The organism is Pseudoalteromonas sp. XMcav2-N (assembly GCF_024124545.1).
Taxonomy (GTDB): Bacteria; Pseudomonadota; Gammaproteobacteria; order Enterobacterales; family Alteromonadaceae; genus Pseudoalteromonas.
This window is the reverse complement of the sequence record NZ_JAMXSF010000007.1, coordinates 171726-190135: the sequence shown is the minus strand read 5'-3', so window position 1 is coordinate 190135 and position 18410 is coordinate 171726. Positions and strand designations below refer to the sequence as shown.

Below are 18410 nucleotides of genomic sequence, written 5' to 3'. Positions count from 1 at the left end.
CAATCGCGCTCAGCATACTATACTGACACTATATTCATTGGCTGATCTTTGCCGACTTCTGCATCGGCCCGATAATAAGGTAGATTGCAATGCACCTGTTACTAAGTTTAGTCGCCTTATATCCACTAGTCGCCTTTAGTGCGGCTTATGATACACCCAATCTGGAGTGGGTAACCGAAGACTACCCGCCTTTTAACTACCATATCAATGGCGAGGTGGAGGGCTTATCCATCCGTATTCTGAATAGCATTTATCGGGATCTGGGTTGGACATTGGACAAAAGAGACATCATGCTGGTGCCCTGGCCCAGAGCCTATCGTATGGCCATGACCTCACCTAACACCTGCATTTTTTCTATAACATACACACGCGAGCGTGCGGAGCTATTTCAATTTATCGGCCCCTCGATTGATAATCAAGTAGCCATTATTGGTCATAAAGAAAATGCTTATCAGGTCGAGGACCTGAGCGACTTAAAGAACTACAAAATTGGAGTGGTGAAGAACGACATTGGCCACCAGCTGTTACGAAAGTCGAACATCGGACAGGATAATCTGGTCTTTCTGGCGTCTGGATTCGAGCTGGTACAAATGCTGAAATTAAAACGCATTGACTTAATTGCATACGGCGATATTATCGCTCGCTTTCAGTTTAAACGGGCAGGCATAAACCCGGCACACTACCGCGTGATATTGCCGCTTTCTCGTTCATATCTGGGCTTTGCCTGTAATAAGCAGGTAGAATCCCAGTGGGTTCAGAGTATGAATCAGGCGCTGCGGCGCTTGCGAAGAAACGAGCCTGCATTGTTTTTACCACAATCCTATTAATGCTTCACAGAGGGTTCAATGGCGCGTCTTGATTCATGGGTAGTCGTAGTCTTAGTCATCACTTTACTTTCCTTTTCGGGGACAGGACAGGCAGAGACTGAAAATACGCATCCTGACCTTGCTTCAGCTCCAATATCCGTATGTTTTGAACGCTGGCGCCCTTTTAGCTTTATTGATCAGGGTGGCATCGCAAGAGGTCAGGAGGTCGACCTGATCAAAGCCGCAGCGCAAGCCTTAAACCGGACAGTTGAGTTCAGCGAATTGCCCTTTAAGCGGTGTGTTGCCAACGTTAAGTTTGGCAGTACAGACTTTTCTTTGCATGTAGACAAAACGGATGGATTAGCCATTTTTTCTGATACCACAACCTTTTGGCAACTCAGTCTCGCAGTGTCTGCTGCCAGGTTTCAAACTCTGGATGATTTTAAAACCATCAGCACGCCCAGGATCATGCTGGCAACTGAGTACCCCTATCCTAAGGCGGTATATCGAAAACTTGAAGCCCTTGACGCTAGGTTGGTCAGGCGCTCTTATTATGAAGAAAACGACGAACACGCTAAAACATTTTTTGAAATCCTGACTACCAAGCGAGTCGATGCGATGTTAGTGGATAAGCAGTGGGCACAGCATATGATCGATAAGTTCGATCTGCCTGTGAATTTGCTGGCTCAGGAGTTTCACCGTGAGCCTCAGTTTATCGGCTACCGGCACAATAATGCGCACCTGGCACAACAACTGGAAGCCGCGCTATCAGCATTACCGGAAGATGTCCGCACTACCATTAAAAACCAGTATAAATACTAGCAATGCGCTATGGTCTGGCCAGTTTAAGTAACCGCTCAACTACATCGTCTGCAACTTGCTGTAAAATTGAAGCATCGTGCTCATTAAACTCTCTGGGTTCACTGTCAATCAGGCACAAAGTCCCCATATTGCAACCGTTGGGATGACGTAAAGGACAACCGGCATAAAAGCGGATCTTGAGCCCATCGGTTACCAGTGGGTTATCAAAAAAGCGCTCGTCTTTTGTCGCATTATCAATAACAAACACGTCTTCCTGACAAATTGCATGACCACAAAACGAAATATCCCGAGAGGTCTGCTCGGCATCAAGTCCTACTCTGGACTTAAACCATTGCCTGTCACTGTCGATCAGACTAATAAGCGCAATAGGGGCATTGAAAACATGGGCTGCAAATTCAGTGAGCCTGTCTAACTCTGCGTCAGGGAGGGTATCCAGCGCTTGCAAGTCGTGTAATGTTTGCAATCGCAGTACTTCATTATCCGGTAGTGGCGGATTTTTCATCCAAATCACCAATTAACAGATGGTTTATACACTATAGTTAAAAATGCGTAAACGTCTATATTAAGGAAAGCACACGTGCGAGTGCATGTCAGAATTGTTCTATGGTTAGCCGTCGTTCTTGCCAGTTTAGTAATGATTGATAGATTCGCTCGTGCCTATTTTTCAGCACATCATCAGGTGGCGGCAGCTCAGGAAAGCTTGCAAAACGTCCTTTATATTCAACAAATAAGCCATGCTATCTTTGCGCTCCAAAAAGAACGCGGCTATACCTTTGGGCTATCGGAGCGCGCCACCGGAGACACCCTGAACCAGCTCAATCAGTACCGTAATGCCAGTAATGCCGCGCTGACCAGTATTGCAACTCAGGGTGCACAAAACCAAAACCTTATCTCGTCCCTTCCTAGTACAGCAGAGTTAATGAATCTCAGGGCGCTGTTTGACCAGCGCTTACTTACGCGGGAACAGGCCATGACTCTGTACACAGCTAAAATTAACGCGCTACTGGATTTGTTCCTGGCCATTGAGCTGAAAATTGCTGCCGATGCACCCAACAGCCATTTATATAGTTTAACGCTTGCCATTGAACAGGCAGGAAAACTCAGGGCACACACTTATGCCCTGCTTTACAACACCATCGACAGCCGGGCTAGCGCTATTTTTGAGCTGTCTACTTTGCACAACACACACCTTGCTCTGCTAAAGAACACCCCCTTTGATAATGAGATTGCGCAACAAGTGAATACCCTGCTGGCACAGCCGCTTAACCAGACACTCGACAACCTTGTGATGCAAATAGAACGCACAGGCCAGAGCCGTTTCAATGCGCAGCAGTGGTGGCAACAGAAAACCCAATTTCTTGAGCAACTGATCACAATAGTTAAAACGCAATTGACTGGCAACAAAAACCGGCTCAGCACAGAGCTGGCATTGCACAACGCAGAAAAATCGGATGCTGTCATGCTGAGCCTGCTTTCGCTTGCTGCTCTGATCGTTTCGAGCATTCTGCTTTGGCGAGCGCTCGGGCGTACAACCAGCCCAAAACGATATCAGACTCCGGTTAAGCTATCCCAGTTACTGCTACTGTTAGGCTTGATAGTCTCTTTTATCATGTCGGAGCACGATATCAGTCAGGGTGAGCTTAGTAACAGCCTCTACACCCGCTCGGCAAATGAACTCAGTAACAACCTGGCCTATTCGGTGATAGCCATCGATAACTTATGGCTAACCCCGCTGACCGAACGCTTGCAAACACTGAGCATCACCAAACAGCCTGTTTTTTCAAATGCGACGGGAACGGAGTACATCGGCAAGTTTACCGTTAAAGATAACGACCTGGTCGGTCTGTTTCCCGCGACTTTACCCGTACAACAGTTGCAACAGACGATCATTAATAGTATTGCCAGACAAGGAGAAAAGTCTCTCTCGCTTGCATTACTCACGGACAGCAAAAAGCAAGCGATTGTCTCTGCAACGTCTGTTCTTGCAAAAAAACTGTCTTTAAAGACAGTCGCAGAAGGCATAGAGCAGGTGGGTGAACTAAACTATTTACGCCAATGCGGTATTGATGTTGCACAGGTTTTTTTATTTGCCAAGCCGTTGGCCACCGAAGCATTATTGAACTGGTTGGTGCACAATCTCGATAAACCTCTATTGGAGTGGGGAGCATGAGTCAAAGCGCGATACTGATTGATGATAATGCCCTGTTTTTAAATCTGCTTAGCAATCAATTAGCGACTCTGGGCGTGAAGGTATTTCAGGCCAGAGATAAGGAAGAGTTACTGGCACACCTTGAGTACGGCTGGTTTGACTGGGCCTTTATCGATGCGCACCTTGAAGACGGTGAGTGCGGGCTGCAACTGGCAAGTATACTGCGAGAACAGCAGTCGCAGCATGAACAGCCCTGCCAGCTGATAGGCATGTCAGGGGATGAAATCTGTGCCAGCCGATACGCTACCGTAGGTATAGATACTTACTTTGTCAAACCCATATCCTTGCATCAGCTCCAGGCACTGCTTGGGGCATCATCTAAACAAAAGTGAAGTATCATACATGCGCTCAGGGAAGCGATAACTATGGTGAGAACTAATCCTGACCAAACTCAGCCCAAGGTCGTTATTGTTTGTGACAAAACAGATGAACTGACGGGGGTTATAGAAATTGTCGGCGCTCATACAAACGCATACCGCACAGTGTTTCAGTGGCAAGAAACGACGGAGCTGATTGTTGACAGCAGTCCGGCCATCGTCATCATGGCTAAGGACACTGTCACCAGCAGTATAGAAACATACACGGAGCTGGCGAAGCAAGGATTACTCAATTATCCTCACAAAAACATCCTGCTGTGTGAAAATAAAGAGTCAGGCATTGCATTTAAATGCTGTATGAAAGACATTTTCAGTGACTATTTTATTCATAAACCCATGTACGAAAACTATCGCTTCAGGATGATTTTACACAACGCACTCAATGAAGTGTCAGGCAGTAAAAAAAGCTCTGAGTTACAGGAAGTTTATTTTGGAAAAATAGACAACAACCTGCGCGCGCTTATTGACGATGTGGCGCAATACCGAACCAGAACAGAGGAAAATTTTGCAAATAATAGAAATAAGATTGCACAACAGCAATGCCATAATCAGGTACAAAAAAAGCTGTTAGAACAGCTTAACCAGCAACATATTAGTCCACTGATAGAGCAACTTGAGCATCAACTTGTTGAGAGTGTCGAGCTGCTAAAATCGCAACTCAAAAGCAAACAGGTCTCAATGGCTGAGTTGTTAGCCGTACTGAATGATAAAGGTGTCCCACGCAGCGTTGCAGCCGCTCAGGCACACCCTGCTCCCAGTCCTGCGGTCACAACGCCTACAGCGTCTGACGCGCCACCCAAAATGCATATTCTGGTCGTCGAAGACAACGAAATATATCGCGAAATGCTCCTCAAGATCCTTCATGAAGAACACCATACCACTGAGTACGCTACCACGGGTCTGGAGGCTATTAAACTATTGAAAAAGCATAAATTTGATATGGTTTTTATGGACTTATTTATGCCTGAGCTGGATGGATACAATACCACGAAAAACATTCGTACCTTTAAGCACTGCAAAAAGCTTCCCATTATTGCCCTGTCGACTAATCGCAATAAGGACCTGATCCGCAAATGGGCAACGCTTGGACTGACTGGCTATATCACCAAACCCTCAACTAAGGTCACCATCCTAAAAGCCATCGACAAAGTGCATAACAGTTACAACCCTGCCCACTGAAATAACAAATAAACAACAACCCCCTTCGCTCTTTCGCCCTACACTTATTATTATGCGTACTGATTTGAATCAGAAGAGGTCGTTATGAGCAAAAATGTCGGGTTCATGTTTCTGTTCAGCTTAGTGCTGATAGCAATCACGGGTGTGATAATGCACTTCTACCCTCACCATGATGAGGTCAGTGCCCGACAGATAGGCGCGATTGCTACACCACAGCCCAATCAGCTGTTGCGCTTTACTCCCCATATTTCAGAGGTTTCCAGACCACAGGATTCATTTAACTTTCCAATAGAGTTAGAAAAAACAGGGCCAACAACAAACCTGTATTCAGGGCCGAATCAGTATCCTTTCTTTTGCATGACCCAGGAGTCTGAGCTTGGGCAACCGCTTGTAGACAATCAACAGGGCCTGGGTATACCCGTTTTTCAGGGAACACAGGTCATCGGCTACAGCAAAGACTGCTCACTGCCCACTCGGTTATTCTACTTCACTTTGACCATGCAAGACGGTGAGTATATTGCCACCAGGCTCGATGAAAACAGCGCCCGCTCACATGACTCATCCCCCTTGTTCAGAGTAGAGCAAGGGACCATTAACCGTTTTATTTATACCCTTGTCATGCCAATTTCCAATGAAGAAGTTGGGGAGCGTAGTAGCCATTCTAAATGGAACCAAAAGCTTATTTATCAGTTTAATGGGGGATCAGGGATTGGCTACCGCCAAGGCCGACAAAAGGCCTCCCGGGTAATGACTCGCCAGGCTCAGCAACTGCTGGACGGGTATGCGGTGATAAGCTCTAGTGGCAACAAAACCAGTTATACCTACAACATGTTGCTTGCAGAAGATACAGCCAGACGTGTCAAGCAGCAGTTTATTAGCCTATATGGTGAACCTCTGTATACCGTGGGCATTGGCGGATCCGGAGGGGGACTGGCGCAGTACCTGATAGGACAAAATAGTAAAGGGATTCTGGACGGGCTTATCCCACTGTACAGCTATCCCGACATGATCACACAAACCACCTATGCACTTGATTGTGATCTGCTCAATAACTACTTCACTTTCCGAGCACAGGACCCAAAAGCCTGGCGGGATTGGGAGCGTAGGCGACAAATTGAGGGTCTCAATGCAATCAATGACTTTCCGCAAAAAGCCGGCTTTTTGCAGCCTCTGAACCAGCTCATGGCAGGGTTCGTTCCGTCATTTCCGGATGGTAACAGCGAGTGCATTAATGGCTATTTTGGCCTGTCAGCATTCATTAATAATCCTCGACAAGGTTTTTTAAGACCTTTTTTTTCTGATGAAGTGATTGCCCAAACTCGCTGGAGCTACTGGCAGGACCTGGTACATATTTTTGGCACAGATGAGCAAGGCTTTGGCAAAAGTACCTGGGATAATGTAGGCGTCCAGTATGGTCTGAACGCTCTGCGTGAGGGTCATATTAGTTTTGAGGAATTCATTCACATCAATCATCATATTGGTGGTTGGAAGCGCCAAGCAGACATGCGTCAGGAGGACATTGCACTGCCACTGGGCACCCGCATCCCTATCTGGCTAACGCTCTGGGGAAACCATAACATAACAAATGCCTCTACAGGGCCTGCACGTCGTCATGAAGGTTCATTAGAGGCCATGGAACAAGCATATCGATCAGGACAAGTATTTATTGGCAAAGTAAATTTGCCGATTATAGATGCGCGGCACTATCTGGAAAATGAGCTAGACATGCATCATATGTCTGCATCATTTTACAGCCGGGTACGCATTGCTAAACATAATGGCCACAGTCAAAACCATGTTATCTGGGTTGCGCATAAAGACCACAACCCCACCACAGCTGCTTTTGCTGCCATGGACGCATGGTTACTCGAAATGAAACGCAACCCACAGCTTGATGCTGCGTTGGCAAGACCAGCCTCTTTACAAGACGCGTGCTTCAATAAAGATGGCAGTATCTATGCAGCGGGTTCAGATGTCTTTGACGGACAGTGGAATAATAAACCACAGGGTAATTGTCAGAGTCGTTTTCCTATGTTCAGTACCAGTCGAATTCAGGCCGGTGGAGACTGGGGCGGAGATATGTTTAAGTGCCCACGGGTCAGTATTAAAACCGCCATCCAAAAAGGCTGGTATCTCCCGTTCGATGCTCGTCCCTACCAGGTATTACTGGAACAAACCTTTCCTGAAGGAGTATGTAACTACCAGAGCAAGGATATTGGGCGTCCGGCTGACCTGTAAACCCGCTTTACGAATGGTCAGGAGTCATTTAGAGTGGGCCAGAAAACAAAAGGAGCTCTAATGGAAGCTTTATTCTCTTATGGCACGTTACAACAAGCGCAAGTACAACTCGACACGTTTGGTCGCCTGCTCAACGGACAGGCTGATGCGTTAGTCGGATATCGTGTTGGCCTGGTTAAGATTACTAACCCTGACGTATTGAAAAGTAGTGGTAAAGAACATCACCCTATTCTTATCTATACTGCCGATGAAGCAGATCAAGTGGAGGGAACTGTTTTTGCCATTTCCGAACAAGAATTACTACGCGCTGACAGCTATGAAGTGGACGACTACGTCAGGCAAAAGGCCGTATTGAAATCAGGTGAATCCTGTTGGATCTATGCAGCCAGTGCAAAGGCTCACATTCTTGATGCGGTTACCATAGAATAACAGCTTGAAAAGGCTGTTATTCTATTTTCAGAAAAATGTTGAGTATCAGCAGGTTTTATTCACACGCTTTGCCACAGTTACCAATGGTGACCTGCTTTTGGCCAAGATAGCTCGGAATACCGTAAACACGGTTATAAGCGATAGCGCCTATAAACTGATTGTTATATAGCAACCCTGGTGTCCAGCTGCTGGTACGCCAGGTCCCGTTTAACGCATATTTACTGATACGGTTAGCACCTGGCGCACTGGCATTAAACTGACCACCCCATGCCGCGGTGATGGTTGGCGCTGTCTGATACACTCCGATATGCGCCTGGTGCTTGCCATAACCATGTGCATCCCGGTTGAGGCTGACGGTTAAATTCATGCCTGTTACCAGATTGCCAATGATATTATCGATGTCTATGTCCAGATAGCGCTCTGCGGCGTCGACATTGCCACGTACCCGACTATCTGACAATATCTCTTGCATACCAAACAATGCGCCAGGCTGTTCCAATGGTGCAAATTGTTGCAGGTTTGCCTTAATCAGATCATCTACCACACCTGTGGCAGCGTCAGATGCAAAGTAGTTTACAAAATGGCTGATCCCCGGAATTGAAAACACGCCACCAGAGCAACTCACATCAACATCTCGGTTGTAATATACATCAATGTCTTCCAGCGCACCTGTATAGTAATTGTATGTCACTGTTGGTCTTAAGTTTTCCAGACGAACAGAAACATTAACGCTTGGACACAATACACTGATACCATCAAATTTTACCTTGGTATACAAGCCGAGGTTCCCAACCGTTAAGCGTACTTTATAATTGTCGGTGCCACTGAAGGTTGCAGAGATATTCTTTGCATCCACATCAATAGCGTAAATCGCTTTCACTGCACTCATACTACCGATATCTCGGCGAATATCTGCCTCGGTCTCCAGTTCAAGCTGCCTCATATCAGAAAACAAATTGTCCGCCAGTGAACCCAGGCTTATCGTACGAAGCTTTTGTGGCGCGTTCGGGTTGCCGGTAGGCTTAGTCAGGTTTAGTGTGGTTGTTCCGGCATGGGCTTGCTGAACAGTCAGCCCTGCAATGGAAAAGAGTGCTAATTTATATGCTTGTTTCATCTACTTTTTCCTTGTTATTTTGGTACTTAGCGGTCGTAAAACTAGACGAATAAAACAACAAACAAGCGTCAATATGGTTAATTTTTTGTTTCAAACATACTCTCTTCTCTTCGCTTTTTAGCTTGCAAAAAGCTACCTGAATTTAACAAAGATGGTGGTTTAACGCACAATAAGTACATGTGGTCTCTAAAAGCTTTTCTAACACAATGGGTTTCGCTACAACTGGTGTAAAAAAGGAATGATAATAATGTTAAAGCACTTAGTCAGTACGCGGTTAACTTCTGCATTGCTTGTCAGTTGTACCGCTTTCACAATACCACTTGCACAGGCAAACAAGTCTCTGTCAGTGTCACAAATTCAACAGCAAGTTGAACTCAAAACCCCGCAAGCCATCGCTCGATATCGTGAACTGCTCAGCCTGCCGAACGATGCCAATTACCCCAACGATATTGAAAAACTGTCGGCCTGGTTAATGCAGGAATTTTCTCGCCGGGCGTTTAACGTACAAAAGCTTAAAATGTCTGGCAGTCCCATCGTTTATGCCGAGCGCCTGGTACCGGGCGCAAGTAAAACAGTGCTGGTTTACTTACAGGCAGATGGTCAGCCGGTCGACAACTCAGCCTGGGATCAGCCTGATCCCTACACGGCAGAGTTAAAACAACTTATTAATGGCCAGTGGGAAACGCGCCCATGGCCCGACTCAGCACAAAAGCTGGATCCTAACTGGCGTATATTTGCACGTTCGGCAGCTGACTCGAAAGGCCCAATCGCACAGTTTATTACGGCACTGGACATATTAGATGGCCAGCAAGCTTCACCCAATTACAATCTTAAGATCATCATGGATACTGAAGAGGAGCAGGGCTCCCCTAATTTACCCGCAGCCATAAAAGCCTACAAAGACAAGCTCAGCGCCGATTTATTGCTCATTTTCGATGGTCCGCCACACCAGACGAATAAACCAACGATCACTATGGGTGCACGCGGCATTGCCACGGTCCAGCTCACAACATATGGCCCCCGTAAGCCTCAGCACAGCGGGCACTATGGCAACTATGCTCCCAATCCAGCGCTTCACCTTGCTCAGATATTGGGCTCAATGAAGTCACAGCAAGGTAAAGTGCTTATTCCAGGCTTTTACGACGGGATCACCCTGTCAGATGAACTCAAAGCACAGCTTGCCACTGTTCCGGATGATGAACAGCAGATCATGAAAAAACTAGGCTTTTCGCAAGCGGATGACGTTGGTGCAAGTTTACAGGAATCTATCCAATATCCCTCGTTAAATATCAGGGGACTAAGCAGTGCCTGGGTTGGTAAACAGGCCAGAACCATAGTGCCAGCCACCGCAACTGCCGCAATGGATATTCGCCTGGTTAAAGAGTCTGACGCCGGCCGATTGATCCAGCTTGTACGTCAGCATATTGAGAAACAGGGCTATTATGTCATCGACAGAGCACCGACTGATGCTGAGCGTGCACAACATCCTTACATAGTGACTATGGCATCGCGCGAGATATATGGTGCGTTTCGCAGTGAACCTGACTCAGCGGCGGGCCAAATGGCAATCAAGGGGGTCACTAAACTGCTGGGCAAATCACCTATAGTGCTGCGCTCCGGTGGTGGTTCAATCCCCATAGCCCCGATAGTGGATACTCTGGATATTCCTGCCGCCATTGTCGCCAGTGTCAACAGCGACAATAACCAGCACAGCCCAAATGAAAATCTGAGGGTTGGGCATTTTATCGAAGGTATCGCAATCATCACTTCCGTGCTCAATGAAAAACTCTGAGCTGGATAACCGAACAGGGCGCACCTAAGTGCGCCCTGTAATTTTTTCACTCACCGCGAAGTTATTCACCTACTGAAATAGTCCGATAGATTTCGTGGTATTCGTAGTGATTATCGACAACGACAAATGTAATCGTATACTCTCCCGCTTGCTCGAAAGTATGCGTCATTTTTTCTGTGCCCAGCGCAAACGGCGCGTCACTACCAAATTGCCAATAGCGCGCGATGATCTCACCATCCGGATCGTAGGAAGCCGACGAGTCAAAATCACATGTTAACCCATTGCATTGATAATCAAACTGAGCCACGGGTGGACGCAGGCCATCGAGTTCCAGGTGCGCTGTTTTTATATCCTGATAACCATGGCTATCTTCAACTTGCAAAGTTAACCGGTAGTTCCCCGCAGAAAAGTACTCTATTTCCACCTGCTGGCCATGATAGGTACCAGAAAAACGTGCGCCTTCAAACGTCCAACGATACGTCAGCCCTTCCCTGTCATCCTGACTCACCGCACCATTAAAGCTACAAACGCCATAACCACACTGGGAGGTGAAATCAGCCACCGGCGCCGCATTGGCCGCACCCGCTGAATTGTCGATGGTAAGAAATTTTGCATATTTGGTGCCCCACTGGCCAGAACTATCCTGTGCACGTAGCGTGAGGGTATATTTTCCATTGCGCCAGCGGCTTGTATCAAGCATATAATCAACGGTCTCGCGTGCAGTGTCGAAAAGGCCATCCGCAGCAGGCAACAGAATTCGTCGCTTAAAGTGTCGACCTTTCTTCCTGATGACCAGTTCCACTTTTTTAATCGCATCGCTCGGTGGTGCCTCTCCGACCAGAGAAGGACCAAAATGATCATCCGCTATAATCGCCTTAATCTGTACAGGCGCGCCCGCTGGTATGGCTTCACGGCCTGCACCTTGTAACCTGAGATCGACAATTTGCGGCCCTCCCGGCAGTTTGTAAGGGCGATTTGCCACTTTTGCTGCATATATCAGTGCATTCAGATTATTAGGGAATATTTCCCCTTCAAAGTTGGCACAGCTTTCAAAGAAAGTGTTGCCCAGCTCAAAAGTAAAGGCAGCTACACCAAGTTGGCCATAAGCATAGCCATCTGCAGACCCGCCTGTTTTAAAGCGTTCTTTAGTCTGAAATGCCAGATAATTATTGTAGGCTGCCAGTCTGTGCCCCATCATGGACAGTTGCGGGTCATTTGGTCCTGGAGTGAGTTCACTAGACCAGGGCCACATAACATAACGGCTGAAGCTATGTAAATCGAGAAACACACCCTGGGTGTTCAGTGGCGCGGGGTCAGTGATCTGATCGCCCCGCCTGTCACGGAACAAAGAATGAAGATATGCCTGAATCGCTTGTGTTTCAGGCTCGGAAGCTGCACTGGGACCATGAAAAGTCGCCGCACATTGGTCATCTGTTGACCCACCGATAGGCGATGCCCAGGCAAAATCGAAATTACGATTAAGATCGACTCCACGCATACTCTCATCAATGGCGCAATAAGCAGAATTGGTATTTTTTCGCCAAGATAATCCTTGCTCGGCCTGAATCCGGCCGTCTGGGTTCGCTATTAACAGAATATGGATCTCTCGCTGGTTCAGTATCCAATTCACATCAGCATTCGTTTCGCGGTTCTCAAGCAAGTACTTAGCAAACTTGATTGTTGTTGCACCCGGTGTATATTCTCTGGCATGCAGAGCGCCCTGCATATATAAAGCAGGGCGTTTGCGCCACTTATTTTTCTGTTTATTTTTTAAAATCAGCACAGTCAGATCATGCCCACCCAGCCCCTGGCTTTTTTCCCAGGATGGACCTATCTGCTTTAGCTCGACAAAATCGGGGTATGTGTCTGCAAGTTGCTGAGCCATTTGATGAGTTTCTGCCAACGTGGGGTAGCAAGGAAAGTTAGGAATGCCGGATTCCTGTTCCATACTGACAGAACGCGTGAATGTGTTGGGTGAAACATGGCCCTGAGCGGCTACATCTGGACGGGAAAAAATCAATGCCCCGGCGTTACGTAACGTATCAAATTCAGTCTGACTTAACGTCAGTAGCAAATATCGCTCTCGAACTTCAACCATAGCATCGTGATATTGGGCAAGATAATCTGCTTTTTGCTCAGCGCTGGTAAACGCCAGTTGATAAATAGATTGCGATTGGTTTGATGGTAAGTATGCAGATGAATGATCAACTTCAGCTCCCTTATGAGCGGTGGCCATTGTGCTGACCGTACTCAACAGGAGCATACTTAATAAGCTTTTTTTCATAGTGTTTCCTTCTCATTAGTGAAAATTGTTCCGGTTCTTCAGCTCTATTTTGTCTAGCAGTGTCTTTTAGTTTCAAAATTAGAGACTGCGAATCAAACATAATCACATCATCCTATGAAAAAGGTCATTATTTACGCTTTTATTACTACCCTTTTTGACCACTAAAACACATTTACTCGCCATTTTCCCTGGATAACTCTTGATTAAAAGGAAAAAAATATGTGCCTGATTGGTATTTTGAACTGGGCCGTTTTGGCTTAGGCTACCCGCCAGGCAGACTCAATGTCGCCGATGATTGGCGTTATTGCTGGGTTTTAGGAAATCGTATTACGAACCTCGCACCTTGTTCTTTGTGCTCATAATGTATGCTGCCTTTTAAAACTTGCGCAACAGAGTTATAGGCAATATTAAGGCCTAAACCCAGTTTTCCTTGTCCAAGTTGACTCGTATAAAACGGGTCAAACATTTGTTGCTGGTCAACTTCACCGATCCCCACACCATTGTCTTCGTAGACCACCATCACGTTTTCCCCCTCATCCTTTACTTCAATAGTAATTTTTCCGAAGGGCTGGTCCACAAACCCATGAACACAGGAATTATTCACCAATTGAGAGATAACCTTGAGCAAAGCTTCAGGATGAGAAACAACCTGACAGGGCGAGCCGTAAACATCCAGCGTGATACTCTGATCAAGGCTTTGCCCTATCAAAGTCCCCCGTTGCTTAAGATAATCCAGTACGTCAAAATTTACTGCATCACTGGTATCTAAGGACGCTGCAACCATTTTATAGCGAGCGATAAGATCGGCTGCCCGGCTAGCGTTTTTTGCTGTCATTGAAAGCATCTCTGATGCATCTTCGAGAAACCCCTTTAACTGTTTAGCACTGAGTTTTTGATCATTAAGCAATGTGCTTATGTCTTTGAGTTTGTCTTCGAGACAAGATGCCGAAGTAACCACCAAACCAAGTGGCGTGTTTAATTATTGATGGGCCATGCCGGAAACCAGCGTGGTCATTGCTGACATTTTCTCGGATTCCAAAAGCTGCTTTTGCGTGGCTTTAAGGTTGCTCAACGTTTCTGTTAACGCCTGATTCTTTGTTCTGATCCTGCGCATAAAGTACAAACTCAGGCAGACTATGATACATGCCGAAACCAGCACTAAGATAAGCTGGTCTCTTGCTGCCTGAGTATGAAGCTGGTAGAGAGTGTTTTCTTGCGTTAACTAAGCAATATCCCGCTCTTTCATCGCCAGGTTCATTTGAGCTGCATAAAATGCCACGCCGGTTTCAGCCTGACGTTGCAAAAAGTCGAATTTACTTTGCATGTATAAATCAGATGCGCTCAGAGCATTTTTCCAGTCCTGTATCTGGTTATAGTAATCAACCAATAATTGATAGGCTTCCACTTTTTCTTGAAACCGCTCATGTTGGCTGCTTAATGAAATCACTTCGTGGATCAAAGGCTCCAGCTCGCGATGACCTTGTTGTTGAAGTTTGAGTCTAATCAACTCTATCTGAGGAGCTATACTGTCCGCTACGGCGTTACTCTGCTTGCGCAACGCCACTGCAGATACCAAATGTTGCTCTGCCAACTCAATATTGCCCAATGCCAGGTAAGTTCTGCCTAAATTATGATGTGACCAGGAACTATGATAGGTGAGCTCATTTTCCTTCCTCAAACTCAGGCTATTGGTATGGAATACCAAGGCTTTTTGGTAGTCCTTCAGACCAAAATAGACCTCGCCAAGGTTATTTAACCCAACTCCCATCTGCTGAGGCAGTTCTCTCTCCTTAGCATCCTCGTAAAACCGTTCGAAATAGACCTTAGCATCCTCATATCGACCGAGTTTTAAATAGACATTACCTATGTTATTTTCGGTTTGGCGCAGATATAGTTCAGTGTCCATTAAGCCTGCTAATCGGTGGCTTTCGAGATAGTTTTCCAGCGCTCTTTCGTACATACTCATGCGAGTTAATGCACCTGCGGTGAGACTGTAGTAACTAAATAATATCGTCGGTTCTGAGATTTCTTTGCTCATCCGTTTGCAAACTGACAGAGTCACAATAGCCCCTTCAATATCGTCCGTCTGGATCTGAAACCAGGCTTTACCGTAAAGTAGTCGGATTTTCTGTCTTGTTGATAATTTCTCACCATGCTCGGTAAGCATATCATCCGTCACACCGATTGCCTTTGACGGTGACTGAGCAGATGTGATGCGAATTTGTGCCCTTAATTGTTCAAATTCCGCTTCAGTATATGGCGTTGCCAGCACAATGCCGGATACCAATGCCCATACCCACATTGCATTACGTATATACATAAAGCCTTAATCCTCAACACCACTGTTACATGTAAAGCATAGCAACAAAACTCACCTTAACACCGGGAGCTGCTCGTGTTATTCCCCTTAATTCAGCAAGATATTCATTGTTTTAAAAACCAGTTTGTTTGTTTTAAAATGTAAAACACCATTTTTTTTTGCGCTGATTCGTGATTAGAATGGAGCCATTAATGACACAGACCTGTAAGGGACAACAATGAATAGTGTAAAACTTTCCGTTTTGGCGTTGGCTTGTTCAGCATTGCTGGCATGCTCCACCGAAACCACTGACTCCGAAAATGTAAAAACGGAGGCTATCTGGTCAAAAATCTACGTGACAACACAAGGGGAAACATCTCGTGTCATTGCTGAGTTAAACATTGATGGCCCGAATGGCAACAATATACGGCTGACTTCCAGTGACAAACTAATCGCAAAAGCAGGCAGTATCAGTCAGATTATGGTCGAAGATGAAGAGCTATTCGACGTGGACTATCGTGCAATCTTCGATGTCACGTCTGGTGGCACAGAGTTTACTGTCGACTTTACCAGAGCGTCTGAAAACCAAACCCTGACATCGACAATGCAATTGCCGAAGCCATTTAATATTATCACGCCGCAAAAAAATCAGTCATTCTCGGTCACTGACACAGTGACGCTGTCATGGACACCGGGTACAGAAGACGATACTGAACTTGAGAGTAAGTTGTCTATTGAATGTAAGAGAAATGATGGCGACCCCATCTTTATTTACGTCAGTAATGACCAGCTTTCAGACGATGGTAGCCTCACTATCGACCTGGATGCTATTGAAGGATTGAAGGATAGCGTGATCAATACCCGCCAGGCTTGCAGTGCTGATTTTTATCTTGCCCGCACTCGCCGAGGTAGTGTCGATCCCAGCTATGCCAGTGGCAGTTCAGCAAAAGCGGTTCAGGAGCGCTACTCTGATAAGTTTGAGATCCGCCTAAGAGATTAGATTATTCACACTGTCGGTACACAGAGACACGCACGCATATTCCCCTTAAAATTAAGCTTGCTCTGTTCAGGCGTCACCTAAGTGGTCTGAGGTGCTGAACTGGATTTTTATTCAGAAACACGGCACACTGCTGGTTTTAAAATGTATGCAGTGTGCCTATGCGTTTTGCGTTCTTGTTCGTCTTTTTGTGTATCCTTGTGCCATTTTTTGGTCACACTGCTGGCATCCGATTCGTTGCAGAAGATCTACCTCCCTATCATTTTCTCGATGAAAACGAAAAACCCACAGGGGCTCTGGTAGAAATAGCGCAACAACTGATGGCTGAAACTGGTTTAGACGGCAGCATAGAAATAATGCCGATGGCTCGTGCACTCCATGAGATGAGAGAACACAATAACACGCTCATGCTCTCTTGGCTCAAAACACCGGAACGAGCCACGCAGTATCGCTTTTTGGGTGTTATGTGTCACGCACAGGCATATTTAATTGGCCTCAAGGAGCGTACTTTTTCATTACACGACTTAAACAGTGCCCGACAGTATAGGGTCAGCACCATTCGCGGCTACTACAGTGAAAGGTTCTTGCGTGCCGCAGGATATTCAGAAGAGCATGAATTAGTCTTGATCTCTCATTATCAGACGCTCTGGCAAATGCTGTTTAAAGGCCGTACCGATTTGGTATTAACTAATGCACAAACCATCAACAAGGAACTCCGCGCACTGGGATTACCTGCAGAGCAGGTAGAACGCAAATTAGCTGTGCCATCATTTCCTTCGGAGCTCCACCTTGCAACCCGGCTGGATTTTGATCAAAAGCAAGCCGAGCAGTTAGAGTCAGCTCTGGTTAAGCTCAAAGACTCAGGAAAGTATCAACAGATCCTGACTCACTGGCAGCTTAAATAACGCTATGAGTATTGAAAACCAGACATTTTAGACTACTATCGTCATCAATATCTGGGAACTCAGGTGGGTTTGGCAACCGAGATTCAAAATGCATTTGCGGCGCTTCTCTTGCCATTTCATCGATCAGAAACTGAGCACTCACGTCAGGTGAGTTGACGCAGGCAAGCACAATCCCCCGAGCAGTGAGCAATTCACCCAAACGCCTCAAAATACGTTGATAATCTTTAGTCAATGCAAAGCTTCCCTTCTGAAAACTGGGTGGGTCAATCACGATCATGTCGTAGGGCCCTAGCTTCTTAACTTTACCCCAGGACTTAAAGAGCTCATGACCCAGAAAAGACACCCTGCTTAAGTCATGGCTATTCAGCTGATGATTGACTTTACCCTGCTTTAACGCGGCTTTTGACATATCGAGATTCACAACATGTTCAGCGCCTCCAGCAATGGCTGCCACAGAAAAACCGCAGGTATAGGAAAACAAATTGAGTATACGTTTACCAGCCGCATGCTTAAGCACCCACTCGCGACCCAGGCGCATATCAAGAAACAAACCCATATTTTGCTTAGCGCCCAAAGACAGACCAAATTTCAGACCATTCTCGTTAACAACAGGCATTGCTTGCAACTCACCACAGACGATATCTAGCGGTGCACCACTGGCATAACGGTGCTGCAACAATATCGCTCGTGTTTTCTGGCCCCATTCGGGGTTTTTCATCAGGTCACACAGGCCAGCTTTAAGGGCCTCAACCCATTGCGGATCATGCTCTTTAAACAAGGAAACCTGAAGCTGTCCCTGAAGCCAATCGACAGTAAGGTGCTCAAGCCCGGGGTAACATCGACCCCGTCCATGGAACAGGCGTTGAATTTCATTGGGCAATGGAAGTTGTTGAGCAAGGTGGTTTAATAAGGTAGATAGTGGCGTAGCAGTCATTTAATTTGGGCGCTTTTCAATATTG

The 18410-nt window shown here is 46.3% G+C and carries 16 protein-coding genes; 10 read left to right on the top strand and 6 right to left on the bottom strand.

Features of this window, described 5'->3' with window-relative positions:
* Positions 1 to 89: 89 nt before the first annotated feature.
* Both NH568_RS11425 and NH568_RS11420 read left to right on the top strand, forming a co-directional pair.
* Positions 90 to 827 (top strand): transporter substrate-binding domain-containing protein, encoded by a 738-nt coding sequence (locus tag NH568_RS11425; RefSeq protein WP_253047375.1) that lies wholly within the window; start codon positions 90 to 92, stop codon positions 825 to 827.
* An 18-nt stretch (positions 828 to 845) separates the two neighbouring features.
* Positions 846 to 1628 carry a transporter substrate-binding domain-containing protein gene (locus NH568_RS11420; RefSeq protein WP_253047372.1) on the top strand — a complete coding sequence of 261 codons (783 nt, stop codon included), beginning with the start codon at positions 846 to 848 and terminating at the stop codon, positions 1626 to 1628.
* A 7-nt stretch (positions 1629 to 1635) separates the two neighbouring features.
* Here the strand turns inward: NH568_RS11420 and NH568_RS11415 are convergent, their stop codons facing one another.
* Entirely contained in the window at positions 1636 to 2130 is a 495-nt protein-coding gene (locus tag NH568_RS11415) for a GAF domain-containing protein (protein WP_253047369.1), read from the bottom strand.
* 132 nt (positions 2131 to 2262) lie between these two features.
* Here NH568_RS11415 and NH568_RS11410 point away from each other — a divergent pair, with 132 nt between their 5' ends.
* The 5 genes from NH568_RS11410 to NH568_RS11390 all read left to right on the top strand — a co-directional run bounded on the left by NH568_RS11410 (position 2263) and on the right by NH568_RS11390 (position 8060).
* Complete coding sequence (locus tag NH568_RS11410; RefSeq protein ID WP_253047366.1) at positions 2263 to 3798, top strand: nitrate- and nitrite sensing domain-containing protein; 1536 nt, start codon at positions 2263 to 2265, stop codon at positions 3796 to 3798.
* Positions 3795 to 4169: a response regulator gene (locus tag NH568_RS11405; protein WP_253047363.1), complete on the top strand. Its 375-nt coding sequence runs from the start codon at positions 3795 to 3797 to the stop codon at positions 4167 to 4169. Before NH568_RS11410 ends, NH568_RS11405 begins: the two co-directional genes overlap by 4 nt.
* A gap of 33 nt (positions 4170 to 4202) precedes the next feature.
* Complete coding sequence (locus tag NH568_RS11400; protein WP_253047360.1) at positions 4203 to 5393, top strand: response regulator; 1191 nt, start codon at positions 4203 to 4205, stop codon at positions 5391 to 5393.
* Between the two features lie 84 nt (positions 5394 to 5477).
* Positions 5478 to 7631, top strand: coding sequence for a DUF6351 family protein (locus tag NH568_RS11395; RefSeq protein ID WP_253047357.1), 2154 nt, complete (start codon positions 5478 to 5480; stop codon positions 7629 to 7631).
* A 60-nt stretch (positions 7632 to 7691) separates the two neighbouring features.
* The gene (locus NH568_RS11390; RefSeq protein WP_253047353.1) at positions 7692 to 8060 is read left to right on the top strand and encodes a gamma-glutamylcyclotransferase family protein; all 369 of its coding nucleotides are present in this window, start codon (positions 7692 to 7694) and stop codon (positions 8058 to 8060) included.
* 55 nt (positions 8061 to 8115) lie between these two features.
* On the opposite strand, the gene NH568_RS11385 is transcribed toward NH568_RS11390, so the two are convergent.
* A complete protein-coding gene (locus NH568_RS11385; protein WP_253047350.1) occupies positions 8116 to 9174 on the bottom strand; it encodes a hypothetical protein in 1059 nt (352 codons plus the stop codon).
* Between the two features lie 247 nt (positions 9175 to 9421).
* Here NH568_RS11385 and NH568_RS11380 point away from each other — a divergent pair, with 247 nt between their 5' ends.
* Positions 9422 to 10966 carry a M20/M25/M40 family metallo-hydrolase gene (locus NH568_RS11380; RefSeq protein WP_253047347.1) on the top strand — a complete coding sequence of 515 codons (1545 nt, stop codon included), beginning with the start codon at positions 9422 to 9424 and terminating at the stop codon, positions 10964 to 10966.
* A gap of 61 nt (positions 10967 to 11027) precedes the next feature.
* On the opposite strand, the gene NH568_RS11375 is transcribed toward NH568_RS11380, so the two are convergent.
* From NH568_RS11375 to NH568_RS11365, 3 genes are all read right to left on the bottom strand, one after another.
* Positions 11028 to 13250: a M14 family zinc carboxypeptidase gene (locus NH568_RS11375; RefSeq protein WP_253047344.1), complete on the bottom strand. Its 2223-nt coding sequence runs from the start codon at positions 13248 to 13250 to the stop codon at positions 11028 to 11030.
* Positions 13251 to 13551: 301 nt separating this feature from the next.
* Positions 13552 to 14085, bottom strand: a complete 534-nt coding sequence (locus NH568_RS11370; RefSeq protein ID WP_253047340.1) for a HAMP domain-containing sensor histidine kinase — start codon at positions 14083 to 14085, stop codon at positions 13552 to 13554.
* 387 nt (positions 14086 to 14472) lie between these two features.
* Positions 14473 to 15570 carry a tetratricopeptide repeat protein gene (locus NH568_RS11365; protein WP_253047337.1) on the bottom strand — a complete coding sequence of 366 codons (1098 nt, stop codon included), beginning with the start codon at positions 15568 to 15570 and terminating at the stop codon, positions 14473 to 14475.
* Positions 15571 to 15787: 217 nt separating this feature from the next.
* On the opposite strand from NH568_RS11365, the gene NH568_RS11360 reads away from it, so the two are divergent.
* Together NH568_RS11360 and NH568_RS11355 are read left to right on the top strand one after the other, a co-directional pair.
* Positions 15788 to 16549 carry a hypothetical protein gene (locus NH568_RS11360; RefSeq protein ID WP_253047334.1) on the top strand — a complete coding sequence of 254 codons (762 nt, stop codon included), beginning with the start codon at positions 15788 to 15790 and terminating at the stop codon, positions 16547 to 16549.
* Positions 16550 to 16707: 158 nt separating this feature from the next.
* Positions 16708 to 17451: a transporter substrate-binding domain-containing protein gene (locus NH568_RS11355; RefSeq protein ID WP_253047331.1), complete on the top strand. Its 744-nt coding sequence runs from the start codon at positions 16708 to 16710 to the stop codon at positions 17449 to 17451.
* Here NH568_RS11355 and NH568_RS11350 read toward each other — a convergent pair.
* Positions 17444 to 18385: a class I SAM-dependent methyltransferase gene (locus tag NH568_RS11350; RefSeq protein ID WP_253047328.1), complete on the bottom strand. Its 942-nt coding sequence runs from the start codon at positions 18383 to 18385 to the stop codon at positions 17444 to 17446. The two genes, NH568_RS11355 and NH568_RS11350, sit on opposite strands and share 8 nt — an antisense overlap.
* Positions 18386 to 18410 lie beyond the last annotated feature (25 nt).